15 protein-coding genes and 1 tRNA gene are annotated in these 13,666 nt (G+C 66.4%); 12 read left to right on the forward strand and 4 right to left on the reverse strand.

What is annotated here, in order from left to right:
* The first annotated feature begins 16 nt into the window (after window positions 1-16).
* Both FPZ24_RS03935 and FPZ24_RS03940 read left to right on the forward strand, forming a co-directional pair.
* A complete protein-coding gene (locus FPZ24_RS03935) occupies window positions 17-376 on the forward strand; it encodes a SpoIIAA family protein (protein ID WP_186729039.1) in 360 nt (119 codons plus the stop codon).
* 42 nt (window positions 377-418) lie between these two features.
* Window positions 419-1,510 carry a GNAT family N-acetyltransferase gene (locus FPZ24_RS03940; RefSeq protein WP_146569818.1) on the forward strand — a complete coding sequence of 364 codons (1,092 nt, stop codon included), beginning with the start codon at window positions 419-421 and terminating at the stop codon, window positions 1,508-1,510.
* On the opposite strand, the gene FPZ24_RS03945 is transcribed toward FPZ24_RS03940, so the two are convergent.
* Complete coding sequence (locus tag FPZ24_RS03945; protein ID WP_146569819.1) at window positions 1,479-2,288, reverse strand: ParB N-terminal domain-containing protein; 810 nt, start codon at window positions 2,286-2,288, stop codon at window positions 1,479-1,481. The genes FPZ24_RS03940 and FPZ24_RS03945 overlap by 32 nt on opposite strands.
* Before the next feature lie 430 nt (window positions 2,289-2,718).
* Here FPZ24_RS03945 and dxs point away from each other — a divergent pair, with 430 nt between their 5' ends.
* Together dxs and FPZ24_RS03955 are read left to right on the forward strand one after the other, a co-directional pair.
* Window positions 2,719-4,644, forward strand: coding sequence for a 1-deoxy-D-xylulose-5-phosphate synthase (dxs, locus tag FPZ24_RS03950; protein WP_146569820.1), 1,926 nt, complete (start codon window positions 2,719-2,721; stop codon window positions 4,642-4,644).
* Complete coding sequence (locus FPZ24_RS03955) at window positions 4,637-5,380, forward strand: helix-turn-helix domain-containing protein (RefSeq protein WP_240047596.1); 744 nt, start codon at window positions 4,637-4,639, stop codon at window positions 5,378-5,380. The genes dxs and FPZ24_RS03955 overlap by 8 nt, the downstream gene beginning before the upstream one ends.
* 23 nt (window positions 5,381-5,403) lie before the next feature.
* Here FPZ24_RS03955 and FPZ24_RS03960 read toward each other — a convergent pair whose 3' ends face one another.
* Window positions 5,404-6,075, reverse strand: a complete 672-nt coding sequence (locus tag FPZ24_RS03960) for an RBBP9/YdeN family alpha/beta hydrolase (protein ID WP_146569821.1) — start codon at window positions 6,073-6,075, stop codon at window positions 5,404-5,406.
* A gap of 179 nt (window positions 6,076-6,254) precedes the next feature.
* Here FPZ24_RS03960 and FPZ24_RS03965 point away from each other — a divergent pair, with 179 nt between their 5' ends.
* The 5 genes from FPZ24_RS03965 to FPZ24_RS03985 all read left to right on the forward strand — a co-directional run bounded on the left by FPZ24_RS03965 (window position 6,255) and on the right by FPZ24_RS03985 (window position 9,403).
* The gene (locus tag FPZ24_RS03965) at window positions 6,255-6,992 is read left to right on the forward strand and encodes a TlyA family RNA methyltransferase (RefSeq protein WP_146574150.1); all 738 of its coding nucleotides are present in this window, start codon (window positions 6,255-6,257) and stop codon (window positions 6,990-6,992) included.
* A 40-nt stretch (window positions 6,993-7,032) separates the two neighbouring features.
* The gene (locus tag FPZ24_RS03970; RefSeq protein ID WP_146569822.1) at window positions 7,033-7,587 is read left to right on the forward strand and encodes a TspO/MBR family protein; all 555 of its coding nucleotides are present in this window, start codon (window positions 7,033-7,035) and stop codon (window positions 7,585-7,587) included.
* A gap of 21 nt (window positions 7,588-7,608) precedes the next feature.
* On the forward strand, window positions 7,609-7,872 hold the full coding sequence (locus FPZ24_RS03975) for an accessory factor UbiK family protein (RefSeq protein WP_146569823.1): 264 nt from the start codon (window positions 7,609-7,611) through the stop codon (window positions 7,870-7,872).
* Between the two features lie 215 nt (window positions 7,873-8,087).
* Window positions 8,088-8,594 (forward strand): type III secretion system chaperone family protein, encoded by a 507-nt coding sequence (locus FPZ24_RS03980; protein ID WP_146569824.1) that lies wholly within the window; start codon window positions 8,088-8,090, stop codon window positions 8,592-8,594.
* Complete coding sequence (locus FPZ24_RS03985; RefSeq protein WP_420853385.1) at window positions 8,591-9,403, forward strand: pyrroline-5-carboxylate reductase family protein; 813 nt, start codon at window positions 8,591-8,593, stop codon at window positions 9,401-9,403. Before FPZ24_RS03980 ends, FPZ24_RS03985 begins: the two co-directional genes overlap by 4 nt.
* Here FPZ24_RS03985 and FPZ24_RS03990 read toward each other — a convergent pair.
* Entirely contained in the window at window positions 9,400-9,915 is a 516-nt protein-coding gene (locus tag FPZ24_RS03990; protein ID WP_146569825.1) for a MarR family transcriptional regulator, read from the reverse strand. The two genes, FPZ24_RS03985 and FPZ24_RS03990, sit on opposite strands and share 4 nt — an antisense overlap.
* Window positions 9,916-9,993: 78 nt before the next feature.
* Here FPZ24_RS03990 and FPZ24_RS03995 point away from each other — a divergent pair, with 78 nt between their 5' ends.
* From FPZ24_RS03995 to FPZ24_RS04005, 3 genes are all read left to right on the forward strand, one after another.
* Complete coding sequence (locus tag FPZ24_RS03995) at window positions 9,994-11,082, forward strand: branched-chain amino acid aminotransferase (RefSeq protein WP_146569826.1); 1,089 nt, start codon at window positions 9,994-9,996, stop codon at window positions 11,080-11,082.
* 52 nt (window positions 11,083-11,134) lie between these two features.
* Window positions 11,135-11,209 (forward strand) — tRNA-Gln (locus tag FPZ24_RS04000).
* 255 nt (window positions 11,210-11,464) lie between these two features.
* Window positions 11,465-12,724, forward strand: a complete 1,260-nt coding sequence (locus tag FPZ24_RS04005) for a metallophosphoesterase (protein ID WP_186729040.1) — start codon at window positions 11,465-11,467, stop codon at window positions 12,722-12,724.
* Between the two features lie 12 nt (window positions 12,725-12,736).
* Here the strand turns inward: FPZ24_RS04005 and ypfJ are convergent, their stop codons facing one another.
* Window positions 12,737-13,645 carry a KPN_02809 family neutral zinc metallopeptidase gene (gene ypfJ, locus FPZ24_RS04010; protein WP_146569828.1) on the reverse strand — a complete coding sequence of 303 codons (909 nt, stop codon included), beginning with the start codon at window positions 13,643-13,645 and terminating at the stop codon, window positions 12,737-12,739.
* Window positions 13,646-13,666 lie beyond the last annotated feature (21 nt).

A 13,666-nucleotide genomic window follows, 5' to 3' on the forward strand; every position in this document is an offset into this window, starting at 1 on the left:
GCGAAGGAGTGAGGCGATGCTGAGCTGGACGGTGGACGAGGCGGCCGGGGTGATCGAACTGGTGGTCGATGGCGCGATCACGCGCGCGTATTACGAGAAATTGGTGCCGGTGCTCGATGCGCAGATCGCCAAGCATGGCACGTTGCGCGTGGTGGAGACGGTGCGCAAGATCGGCCCGATCGACTGGTCGCTGTGGTGGCAGGATCTGAAATGGGCGGTCCAGCATCGCAACAGCCTGGCGCGGTGCGCGGTCGTGACCGACCATGGCTGGATCGGGCCGATCACGCGGGCGTCGGCGGCGCTGTTTTCGGGTGAGATGCGCGTTTTTTCGGAAAGCCAGGCGGTTGCCGCGAAAGCCTGGGTGCGCGAGGGTTGATCTCTACGGCTTGGTAACGCCTGTCCGCTAGAGCGGTTGGAAATGACCAAGCCCATGCTGCTCTCCGAATTCACCCGTCTGCCGGCCGCGATGCGCGCGACCGCGTTCGAAGGGCTGTCGGCGCTGATCGATACCGTCGCCGACGCCGCGCCGGAAAGCCATCGTTTCCTGCGTTACCAATGGTTCGCGGCAGCCACCGCCGCTTACGGTTTGCGCGCGCGGACGTTGGTGGTCGAGCATGACGGCGATCCGGTGATCGCGCTGCCGTTCGCGAGCTTCGGGCCGGGACCGGCGAAGCTGGCGATGGTGCCCGGTTGCTATTGGCCGTTCCGCGGCTTCCCCGCCGCCGAGCATGCCGAGCCCGCCGCGTTCGACACCTTGCTCGATCGGCTGGGGCAGGAGGTCAACGGCCTGCGCATCGGGCCGAGCTATGACGGCGATCCGGCGACCTCCGCGTTGGTCGAAGCGGCACGGCAGCGTGGCTGGGCGGTGCTCGATCGCTTCGTCGCGGACAGCTACGCGCTCGACATGGTCGCCGCGCAGGAAGAGGAGGGCGGCTTCCCGCGCACCTCGACGTTCAAGAAGAACCGCTTCCACGAAAAGCATCTCGCGGCGCACGGCGCGCTCGAATGGCGCTTCCTGTCGGGCGCCGATCTGCTCGCCGGCGGCTTCGATAAGCTCGCCGCGATCGAGGAAAAGAGCTGGATCGCCGCGCGCACCGACGGCAGCGACGCCAAGTTCACCAAGCAAGGTCATGGCGCGTTCTGGCGCCAGGCGGCGGCGGATCCGGTGGTCGCCAGGATGCTGTGGGCGGCGCTGCTGACGATCGACGGCGAGCCCGCGGCGTTCTCGTTCGACATGAACCTCGGCCGCCTCAAATACGCGATCGCCAATAGCTACGACCCCGCCTTCGCCAAGCACTCGCCCGGCAAATTGCTCTATTACCGCAACCTCGTCCGTGCGCGCGACGACGGCATGACGATGGTCGATTGGGGGGCGGGCGACAGCGGGTACAAGCGCGTGATCGGCGCCGACCGGGGACCCGCGATCCGCGACTGGCTCCTGCTTCGCCCGGGCGCGCCGGCTTTACTGGGTCAGGTGCTCAAGGGGATGTGGCGGCGCTCGGGCCAATAGCCCAGGTCACCGCGATACCGTCCGCCGCGGCGCCGTCGATCATCGCTTTCACGATTCGCGCGAGCATTTCGGGGGGCAGTTCGTCCGCCGCGCTCAGGCTGAACGTCACGTCACCCGCCGCCGCATCGACGATCCTCAGCGATACCTCCACCGACGGCGGCTCCTCCACCCGTCCGACCACGTCGAGCAACCGCAGCACTTCGCCCACCGGATATGGCGGCAACCCGTCGCCCTGCCGCGCATCCTGTGCCCGCGCGATCTGCCCGGCCGTTGCCAGCAGGATCGGCGCCATCGGCCCATCGAGCCGCGCGGTCAGATCGGCGATCAGCTCGTCCGACAACGCCTCGCCACCGAATGCCGCGATCAGGGGATCGGGAAGGGGATAGCGCGGTTCCGGCGCGATATCCGTGAACTCCCCAGCCCCCTCGTCATCGACCAGCGCGACCCGCACCAACAGATCGAGCCGCGGCGTCGCAACCTCGCGGAGGTGGCGCACCGCGACCCAATCGCGCGCGCCCGCAATCACCTCATATTCGTACAGCGCATCGTCGAACACCGGCCGCACCGTCACCGGCTCGGTCTGCCCTTCCCGCGCGATCGCCGCGACGTTCTCGCGGCACTCTTCCGTCGTCGGCGCGGCAAGCCCGCTCCACAACCGAACGCGCGCAGGATCGACGCGAAACGTACCTTCCAGATTGGGTGCGGGCGGCTCGACCTCGCGACGCGAGGCATGGCGCAGCAAGCTGGCAAAGCTCGTTCGGCTGCGGCGCGCGGTCATGACGTCAGTGTATGACGGGAACGAGCGGAACGGTAGCGGGAAAGCTGCATTCACATGAAGCAGATGGGCGCGAGCGAAATGCTTTTCCTACAGCCTGCCCCATATGCTAAAAATCGCTCTGCTCTTTGAACATTCAAATACCCCGTCCGCGGCCTTCGCTCTCGACCCGAGCAAAGGTTAAAAGATGCTCGCGTCCAGCGCAAAGCTTGAGCCACCGCGCAGTGCTCGCAGACACTGCGCTAGTGTCACCCTAGTGTAACCTTTGCCGTCTCGGCCGATCGCTAGGTGACCTACGACGCTCAATAACGGCGCCGACATCACGATGCTCGATGCCGCCTCGATCACCGAGCGCACTGCGCTACCGGCCCTGCACGGTTTCTGCACCGTTCAAACATTCGACAGCCGTTTCCGGCTGGAGTAAGGCGGTTCGATGGCCGATCTCCCCCCGACGCCGCTGCTCGATACCGTCTCGACGCCCGCCGACCTCCGCAAACTGGACCCCAAACAGCTCCGGCAGCTCGCCGACGAGTTGCGTGCCGAGACGATCAGCGCCGTCGGCACGACCGGTGGGCATCTCGGCTCCGGGCTTGGCGTGGTCGAGTTGACCGCGGCGATCCATTACGTGTTCAACACCCCCGACGATCGGCTGATCTGGGACGTCGGGCATCAATGCTACCCACACAAGATTCTGACCGGGCGCCGCGACCGTATCCGTACGCTGCGCCAGGGCGGGGGACTGTCGGGCTTCACCAAGCGCAGCGAGAGCGAGTACGATCCGTTCGGTGCGGCGCATTCGTCGACCTCGATCTCGGCGGCGCTGGGCTTCGCGATCGCGAACAAGCTGGCGGGCAAGCCGGGCAAGGCGATCGCGGTGATCGGCGACGGCGCGATGTCGGCGGGCATGGCGTACGAGGCGATGAACAACGCGGAAGCCGCGGGCAACCGGTTGATCGTGATCCTCAACGACAACGACATGTCGATCGCGCCGCCGGTGGGCGGGCTGTCGGCGTATCTGGCGCGGATGGTGAGTTCGAGCCCGTATCTCGGGTTCCGCAGCCTGGCGAAGAAGATCACCCGCAAGCTGTCGCGCCGCGTGCACAACGCCGCCGAAAAGGCCGAGGAGTTCACGCGCGGTTGGGTGACCGGCGGCACGTTGTTCGAGGAGCTGGGATTCTATTATGTCGGACCGATCGACGGGCATAACCTCGATCACCTGATCCCCGTGCTGGAGAATGTCCGCGACAGCGAACAGGGTCCGATTCTGGTCCATGTCGTGACCAAGAAGGGCAAGGGCTATGGCCCGGCCGAGGCGGCGGCGGACAAGTATCACGGCGTCCAGAAGTTCGACGTCATCACCGGCGCGCAGGCCAAGGCGCCCCCGGGGCCGCCGGCCTACCAGAACGTGTTCGCGGACCAGCTGATCAAGGATGCAGAAACCGATCCGACGATCGTCGCGATCACCGCGGCGATGCCGGGCGGTACCGGGCTCGACCGCTTCGCCAAGGCGTATCCCGACCGCACGTTCGACGTCGGCATCGCCGAGCAGCATGCAGTGACCTTCGCTGCCGGCCTCGCGGCGCAAGGCATGCGGCCGTTCTGCGCGATCTATTCGACCTTCCTGCAGCGTGCGTACGATCAGGTCGTGCATGACGTGGCGATTCAGAACCTGCCCGTCCGATTCGCGATCGATCGCGCGGGTCTGGTCGGCGCCGACGGCGCGACACATGCCGGCAGCTTCGACGTGACCTATCTCGCGACGCTTCCCAATTTTATCGTGATGGCCGCGGCCGATGAAGCCGAGCTAGTGCACATGACGCACACCGCGGCGCTGCACGACGACGGGCCGATCGCGGTGCGCTATCCGCGCGGGAACGGGACGGGCGTGGCGCTTCCCGAAACCGCCGAACGGCTGGCGATCGGCAAGGGGCGGATCGTCCGCGAAGGGAAGAAGGTAGCCATACTATCGCTCGGAACGCGCCTGGCGGAAGCGGTGAAAGCGGCCGACGCGCTCGACGCGCGCGGGCTGTCGACGACGGTCGCCGACCTGCGCTTCGCCAAGCCGCTCGACGAAGAACTGATCCGCAAGCTGATGACGACGCACGAAGTCGTCGTGACGATCGAGGAAGCAGCGGTCGGTGGGTTGGGCGCGCACGTCCTGACCTTCGCCAGCGACAACGGCTTGATCGACGCGGGGCTGAAACTGCGCACGATGCGCTTGCCGGACGTGTTCCAGGATCAGGACAAGCCCGAGGTGCAATATGCCCAGGCGGGGCTGGACGCCGACGCGGTCGTCGAGACGGTACTGAAGGCTTTGCGGCACAATGATGCCGGCGTCGTCGAAGGCGCGCGTGCGTGACGACGGAGTCGACTTCGGCCGTCTGAACGCGGCCGAGCGCGACGTCCTCGGCCTGCTCGCGCGAGGTCACACCGCGAAGAGCATCGCGACGATCACCGATCGCTCGGTCGGGTCGGTCAACGAGCGATTGCGCGAGGCGCGGCGCAAGACAGGCGTGGGCAGCAGCCGCGAACTTGCGCGATTGTTCGCGGCACAGGAAAATCGTGACGAACTTATCGGGGTGGCGCCGGTCGATCCCGTGGCGGCAGAGGCCGTGCGACCGCATCGACGGTTCACGCTGAAAAGGATGTCGCTGATGTTCGCTATCGCCGTTCCGCTTGCCGCCGCGTTTGCGGCTTGGTCTTCGCTGTCGCCGCAAGCCGCGCCCGACGCCTCGTTCAGCGCGACGCTGCCGACCGACACCAAATACTGGCACACACTGTTTCTGTCGGAGAAACGCGACGCGCAATGGGCCCCCGCTGCCGAGGATTCGCTACGCGCGCGGTTCACCTCGGTGCCGGACCTCGATACCGGCGACCATCCGCTCTCGGTCCGTTGCGCGGCGACGGTCTGCGAAGTCCGAGGCGTGCTGTCCGGTACCGAAGAGCGAATCTCCGCAATGATGAACGAGGTCCAGAATGCCGGCCTCAACCCCGTTCGCGTAGGACCGCCGCTCGCCAATACGAGCGCCGGCTTCGCCATCGCGGACAGGACGCCGACGCGCGTGGAGTTCGTTATGCACTATCGCCGTGCCTGACGGCGACCCGTGTCGCGCCACAATCACTTATGCAGATAATGCTCCTGCGCGGCATCGGTCGCATTGATTGCCAGGATCGAGCGCGCCTCGCTCGGCGCCAAAGCATGGCCTGAGCGGTCGCCCGACGCCGCGATCACCCGGTCGAGCAGCGCGCGGCCTTCTTCCCACCAGCCGATCCCGCTCGCGGCGTTGAGGTGGCCCTGCGCACCGGCGTCGACGAAGTGGCTGCCCCAGAACGACGCCATGCTGCGGGCGCGGCCGAGGTCGATCCAGGGATCGTCGCTCGACGCGACGAGGATCGAGGGGAAGGGAAGCGCCTTACGCGGGGTCGGGGCGAACCCCTTCAGCTCGGCCGCGCAATCGGCGCGATCGGCATCGGCGGGTGCGACGAGCAATGCGCCGGCGACCGGCCAGCCATAGGGCTGCGGGCTCATTTCCGCCCACCACGCGACCGCTAGGCAGCCGAGCGAGTGCGCGGCGAAGATCACCGGCGCCTGCGCCTGGCGCACCGCCTGGTCGATCTGCGTCACCCAGGCGTTGCGGTGCGGCGCGTCCCACAGGCCGAGCTCGACCCGGTGCGTGTCGGGGCGCGCCTTCTCCCACAATGTCTGCCAGTGCGACGGCCCCGAGCCGCCCAGGCCGGGAACGGTGAGGATCGTCGGGAGCGTGCCGTCGGGATGCGTGAACTGACCCATATCCTGTCTCCACCAAAGGGTGGGAAGAAGGCGGCGTGGGCGCTCTAGGGGGACGACCGCGCAGCTTCTTCGCCTTCTTCCCAACGTCGAATTTAATTCCCAGTTCCTGAGTGGGAATAGACTCTGCGATGAAGCGAATGCCGATTGCGCCAGTCGGATTTCGGGGCCACATCCGGGCCATGGGCAAGGTGCGCGCCGACCAGTTGATCGCCGACCGCGGGCTGGCGGAGAGCCGCACGCGAGCACAGGCGCTGATCATGGCGGGCCTGGCGTTCGTTGGCGACCGCAAGATCGACAAACCGGGGCAAATGATCGCCGAAGATGCGATGGTCGAGGTCAAAGGACGCGATCATCCCTGGGTGTCGCGCGGCGGGATCAAGCTGGCACACGGGCTCGATCATTTTGGGTGGGACGTAACGGGCGCGGTGGCGATCGACGTCGGTAGTTCGACCGGCGGCTTCACCGACGTGCTCCTCCAGCGCGGGGCCACACGAATCTATGCCGTCGACAGCGGCACCAACCAGCTTGCGTGGAAGCTGCGCCAGGACGAGCGCGTCATCGTCCACGAACAGACCAGCGCGCGGATACTGACCGACGCGCACATTCCCGAACCGATCGACCTGATCGTGTGCGACGCGAGCTTCATCGGGCTTGCCAAGGTGCTCGAGGTGCCGATGCGCTTCGCCAGGCCCGGCGCGCGGTTGCTCGCATTGATCAAGCCGCAGTTCGAGGCGGGCCGCGACGAGGTCGGCAAGGGCGGGGTGGTGCGCGATCCCGCGGTGCACGAGCGCGTCTGTCGCGAGGTCGCCGACTGGCTGACCGGCAGCGGCTGGACGGTCATCGGCGTGACGCAGAGCCCGATTACCGGTCCCGAGGGGAATGTCGAGTTCCTGATCGGGGCAACGTTAACGACCTAGACCGCTTGCGTTCGCGAGCGGGCACCGCAAAAGGGTGAACATGGAAATTGCGACCAAGGGACAGTTGCGCTGGGCCTTCCTGCGCTGGGCGATGGTGACGGTGCCGGCGATCATCCTGCTTGGCTTCGGGTCCAGCCAGTTCGCGCCGTCGGGCGACAAGAGCGCGTGGTATCGCGAACTCGCCAAGCCGGCGTTGAACCCGCCCGGCTGGGTGTTCCCGATTGCCTGGACCGCGCTCTACATCATGATGGGGCTCGCGCTCGCGATGATTCTCAACGCGCGCGGATCGCGGTATCGCGGGCTCGCGATCGCGCTGTTCGTGGGGCAGATGGTGCTCAATCTGGTGTGGACGCCGGTCTTTTTCGGTGCGCACCTGGTGTTCGCCGCGTTGTTGATCCTGATCGCGATGTTCGTCGTCGCGCTGATCACGACGATCGTGTTCGGCCGGATCCGTACCGGCGCGGCATGGCTGATGGTGCCGTACCTCGCCTGGCTGTGTTTCGCCGGGGCGCTCAATTTCGGGATCATGCAGCTCAATCCCAACGCCGAGACGCTGCTTGTACCCGCGTCGTCCGATGCCCAGATGACGATCTGACGTTTTTTGAAGGAAGTTGCGATGCAGTCCGAAAACCGCCTGTTCGACGATGTGGTGAAGTTCGTGAACGGCGCCGCCGGCACGCTGGCCGGGATGGGCCGCGAGGCCGAGGCCGCGACGCGGGAGCGCGCGCGCGAATGGATCGGCGGGCTCGACTTCGTCAGCCGCGAGGAGTTCGAGGCCGTCAAGGCGATGGCGGCCGCCGCGCGCGACGAGAACGAAGCGTTGAAGGCGCGGCTCGACAAGCTCGAGGGCGGCGCCGCCAAGCCGAAACCCAAAGTTTGATATTGTCGCGGTACCGGCCCGCGCCCCCACCCGGCCTCCCACAAGGTATCCTGAATTGGGAGGCCGGGTGGGGGAGCGGGCCGGTACCGTCCGAAATGCGCGACGTGCATTTCCACAGGAGCCCTAACCGATTTTCCACAGCTTTCTCCACGCATGTTGTTGCGCGGGTTCCGCGCCGCGCGCAAAATCGCCGGCGATGACTGACGGATACCGCCATGCTCGATGAAAACGATCTGTCGCGCGAAGACGCGGCGCCGATCGACATGATCGAGAATTACTATGCCGCGCATGGTTGGGATCACCAGCGCCACGACGACGAGGTGGTCGCGACGGTCAAGGGCAGCTGGACGCAATACGAACTCCGCGCGCTGTGGCGCGAGGAAGACAGCGTGCTGCAGTTCCTCGCTTTCCCCGACATCCGCGTCACCGACGACGAGCGCCGCGCCGCGATCTACGAAGCGATCGGGCTGATCAACGAGCAGCTCTGGATCGGCCATTTCGAATTGTGGTCGTCGAGTGGGATCGTGCTCTATCGCCACGCCGCGATGATCGACGGCACCGATGGCGGCACGCTCAGCCTCGAAGGCGCCGAATTGCTGATCGAATCGGCGATCGACGAGTGCGAACGCTTCTACCCGGTGTTCCAGTTCGTCCTGTGGGGCGGCAAGAGCCCCAAGGAAGCGCTCGCCGCGTCGATGACGGAGACGCAGGGCGAGGCGTGAGCGCCGCACTGCCCCAACGCCTGTGGCTGGTCGGCTGCGGCAATATGGCAGGCGCGATGCTGGAACGCTGGCTGGCGAGCGGGACCATAGCCGCCGATGCCGTGGATGTCGTCAATCGTCACGACCGCACGCTGCCGGGTAACGTGCGTCAGGCGCGGACGCTGCCCGATGGACCGCCGCCCGATCTGGTGATGCTGGGCATGAAGCCGCAGCAGCTCGACGACGTTGCGGCCACGCACGGCCCGGCGATCTCGAAGGCGCCGTTGCTCGTATCGCTCTTGGCCGGCGTCGAGGAAGCGACGTTGGCCGCGCGGTTTCCCGGTCCGGCGATCGTCCGAGCCACGCCCAACCTGCCGGTCGCGCTGGGCAAGGGCGTGGTCGCGCTCCGCGCCGAAGCCGCGCCGCAGTCGGCGAAGGATGCGGTGACGGCGCTGATGACGCCGCTCGGTCTGGTCGAGTGGACCGGCGACCCCGCAATCTTCGCCGCGCTGGCGACGCTCGGCGGCTGCGGACCGGCGTTCCTGTTTCGCTTTATCGACGCCATGGCGGCGGCAGGCGAAGCGCTCGGTATGGGTGCCGACCAGGCGGCACGGCTTGCGCTGGCGACGGTCGATGGCGCGGCGGCGATGGCGGCCGCGTCCGACGCGTCGCCGGCGACGCTGGCCGATCGCGTCGCAAGCCCCGGCGGCACGACGCGCCAAGGGCTGAACGTCCTCGACCGCGACGATGCGCTGGTGAAGTTGCTGACCGAAACCCTGCAAGCCGCCGAACGCCGCGGCCGCGAAATGGCCGCCGAAGCCAAGCGCTAGCGTCGTTCGCCGGGCGGCACCGAATTCTCGCGCCACGAATGGACGCGCGCGCGCTCGGCGTCGGGGATCAGCCCTTCGAGCACGGCCCAAAACCCGCTGACCGCTTGCTGCCCGGCCTGGGCATAGGCCGTCGCCATGATGTCACGGCTGGCGTTGAACAATTCGTTGTCGAGCGCATAGCCTTTATCGCTCAACCGCAGCAGCCGCTGGCGCCGGTCGCGATCGCCGACTCGCGTCTGCACCAGGTCGCGCTCCTCGAGTTCGGTCAGCACGCGGCCGAGCGACTGTTTGGTGACGCTCAGAATCGCGAGCAACTCGCTGACCGAGATGTCGGGGTGGCGCCCGATAAAATAGAGTGCGCGGTGGTGCGCACGCCCGATGCTGTTCGCGCCGAGCCGCTCGTCGACGGAGCGCGTCACGCGGCTATACGCGAAAAACAGCAATTCGGTACCGCGCCGGATTTCGGGTTCGCGGAGGAATTGGGCCGAAGCGGCAGGGGTTGCGGCAGTCATGTTGACCGATCTGCCACCGTAATGACGCTATCGCAAGCCTTGGACGCGCGGATTTTCTGGCGCTATGGGACAGCGGCCATGACCATCGCCACGACCTTCCCGCGCAACCCCACCGCTTCGCCCACACCCGTCGATGTCCGCGCCGAGCGGATGGTCGATCCCGGCTTCGGCCGCGTCTTCACTGATCACATGGCCATCGCGCACTACAACGCTGCGGACGGCTGGCACGATCTGGCGATCGCGCCGCGCCAACCGTTGACGGTCGATCCGGCCTGCGCGGTGCTGCATTACGCGCAGGAGATTTTCGAAGGGCTCAAGGCATATCGCACCGCCGACGGCGGGACGGCATTGTTCCGGCCGGAGGCCAATGCGCGGCGCTTCATGGCGTCGGCGCGGCGGCTGGCGATGCCCGAACTGCCGGAGGAATTGTTCGTCGAATCGTGCCGTGCGCTGGTGCGCAGCGAGATCGACTGGATTCCGGACTGCGACGGCGGCGCGCTCTATCTGCGGCCATTCATGATCGCGAGCGAAGCGTTCCTGGGCGTCAAGCCGTCGTCCGACTATATCTACATGGTCCTCGCCTCGTCGGTCGGCGCGTATTTCAAGGGCGGCCCCAAGGCGGTGACGATCTGGGCGTCGGAGAATTACACGCGCGCCGCCCCCGGTGGCACTGGTGCGGCGAAGTGCGGCGGTAATTACGCCGCCAGCCTCGCCGCGCAGGCCGAAGCGATCACCAAGGGATGCGATCAGGTCGTGTTCCTCGATGCGGTCGAACGCCGCTACATCGAGGAACTGGGCGGCATGAACGTGTTCTTCGTGTTCGACGACGGATCGATCGCGACGCCGCCGCTTAGCGACACGATCCTGGCCGGTATCACCCGCGATTCGCTGATCGCCTTGGCACGCGACCGCGGGATCGCCGTGCGCGAGGAACGCTATTCGCTCGACCAGTGGCGCGCCGATGCCGCGAGCGGACGGCTGACCGAGGCGTTTGCGTGCGGCACTGCGGCGGTCGTAACGCCGATCGGCGCGGTCAAGGCGACGTCGGGCGACTTCACGATCGGATCGGGCGGCCCGGGGCAGACGAGCACCGCGCTGCGCGCCGCTCTGGTCGCGCTACAGACCGGAAGTGCGCCCGATCCGCACGGCTGGCTCGACAAACTCTGAGGGTTGGCAGGCGGGCGAGCGCCGCTATAAGCGCGCGCTTCCGGCTGCGTGTTGGGGCGTCGCCAAGTGGTAAGGCAGCGGCTTTTGGTGCCGCCATTCCCAGGTTCGAATCCTGGCGCCCCAGCCAGCCGGTTCGGCTGGACAACGTTGCGTTCTTTGCCGACCTTGGGGCGATCGACGCTTTGAATATCCGATATTTATCGCGTAATATGGTTAGATAAACGCTTCTCACGTTTGTTATGGTCGGCTTAGCCGCAGCGACCCCAGGCCGGGTTCTGCACCAATCATCCAATTCGAACGTTCCTGATCCATGTTTTCCCGGTCGAAACCAGCATCACGTCCGGCCATTCCCTTTGGTCATCGCGTCTACGCGATCGGCGACGTGCATGGCGAAGGCGGCCTGCTGCGCCGGCTGTTGCGGTTGATCAAGGAGGACAATGCGGCGCGGCGCGACCTCACCGTCACGCTCGTATTCCTCGGCGACCTGATCGATCGCGGGCCCGATGCGGCCGCGTTGCTCGATGCGTTCGCGCGGATGGATATCGACCATGTCGTGACGCTCAAGGGTAACCATGAGGAGGCGCTGGTCCAGGCCTATCGCGGTGACGACGATGTGCTCGACGCGTGGATGCCGTTCGGCGCGATGGCGACATTGACGGGCTTCGGCGTGACGTTGAAGGAAATCGATTCCACCAACATCGTGTTCACCGCGGCGTTGCAGTCGCGCATCGACCCGGCGCTGATCGAGTGGCTGGATGCATTGCCGAGCGCGTGGGAATGCGGCGATTATTATTTCACCCATGCCGGGATCAGGCCGGGGGTGAAACTGGACGAGCAAGCCGACGCCGACCTGCGCTGGATTCGCGAGCCGTTCCTGTCGAGCCGCAAAAACCACGGCAAGATAATCGTGCATGGCCATACGGTCGAACCGGGGATGCCGGCGCTGGGTGGCAATCGGATCGGCATCGATACCGGCGCGCACGAGCATGGCGTGCTGACCGCGGTCGGCCTGGAGGGCGAGCGGCAGTGGTTGTTGCAAGCGACGGGCACCAACGATCGCGACGACGCGGTTGCGTCGACGGAGAGCGCTTCGCCGTCGCCTGACCTGTCGTCGATGCAGGATCTCGTCCCGTTGATCGCGTCGATCGTGGCACCGACCCCCGAACCGGTCGACGCGGCCCTGCTGTTGAAATCTGTACACGAGCCGGCCGACAATCCGCTGCAGCCGGTCCGCCGCGCGAAGAAGATGGGCAATAGCGGCGTCGTCGCGGCGGGGTTCGCACTCGTCCTGGCGACGGTCGGAGGCGTCATTGCGGTGCGGTCGAAACTGTCCGCGCCCGCTGCCGGGGACGTCACCCTGTCGATCCCGGAATTTCTCGGCGGGCCGACCGCGCCAGTGGCAAACGCAACGTCCGAGGCATCGGTCGATGCGCGGCCGAGCCGGAAGAGTGCAATCCGCCATGTACCGCGCGGGCTTTCGCCAGAGCCGACACCGACGTCGACACAAAACCCCGGCGGCGATCCACCACGACTCTACGGCACGGAGCTGGAAAACGCGCTGGCGGAGGACCGTGTCGTCACGCGCAAGTCGAATCAGGACGAGTTGTCGCGCCAGCAAGCCGAGCGCGACACCCCGAAATAGCCGCTCGCCGGCTTAGTTCAGCGCACCCGCAAACGTATCGCACTGCCCCGGATCGCCGGTATCGATGCCGCGCTTCAGCCACGTCATGCGCTGTTCCGACGTCCCGTGCGTGAAGCTGTCGGGGACGACGCGACCCTGCATTTCCTTCTGAAGCGTATCGTCGCCGATCGCCTTTGCCGCGGTCATGCCCTCGGCGAGATCGTCGGGATCCATCCGATCGCGATTCTTCGCGGCCCACACGCCGGCGAAGCAGTCGGCCTGCAGTTCCAGCATCACCGAATATCTGTTGCCATCGACCTCGCTCGACCGCCTTTGCAGCGAGGCGACGCGATCGGACGTGCCCAGCAGGTTCTGGATATGGTGGCCGAATTCGTGCGCGATCACGTAATCCTGCGCGAAGTCGCCCGATGCGCCGAATTTCTGTGCCAATTCCTGGAAGAAGCTGGTGTCGAGATAGATGCCGGCATCGGACGGGCAGTAGAATGGCCCCATCGCCGATTGCGCCGCACCGCAGCCCGACTGGCCGTTGCCGCTGTAGAAGACCAGCTTGGGTTGCTGGAACTGCTTGCCGTTCTGGGCAAAGAACGCCGCCCAGGTCTTGTCGGCCGAGCTGAACGCATTGCATGCCACCTTGCTGGCGGCATCGACGGTGCAGCTCGACGCAGCGCCGCTGCCCCCGCGCGCCTCGGTCGGGGCGTTCGATCCGACCGGACTGCCGCCGCCGAGCATTTGCGATCCGCCACCGAAAACGAAGAACACGATCGCCAGCACGGCGACCCCGCCGCATCCGAACCGGCTGAACACCATCGGCAGCAGGCCAAGCAGCAACCCGCCGCCACCGCCACCGAAATTGAAGCCGCCGCCGCCCGACCCGCGCTGGTCCTCGACATTGATGTTCGGGTCGAAATCGTCGAGCCGCATGGCCGCATCCCCCTGATCGTT

It is taken from the genome of Sphingomonas panacisoli, from assembly GCF_007859635.1.
In the GTDB taxonomy this organism is placed as follows: Bacteria; Pseudomonadota; Alphaproteobacteria; order Sphingomonadales; family Sphingomonadaceae; genus Sphingomonas; species Sphingomonas panacisoli.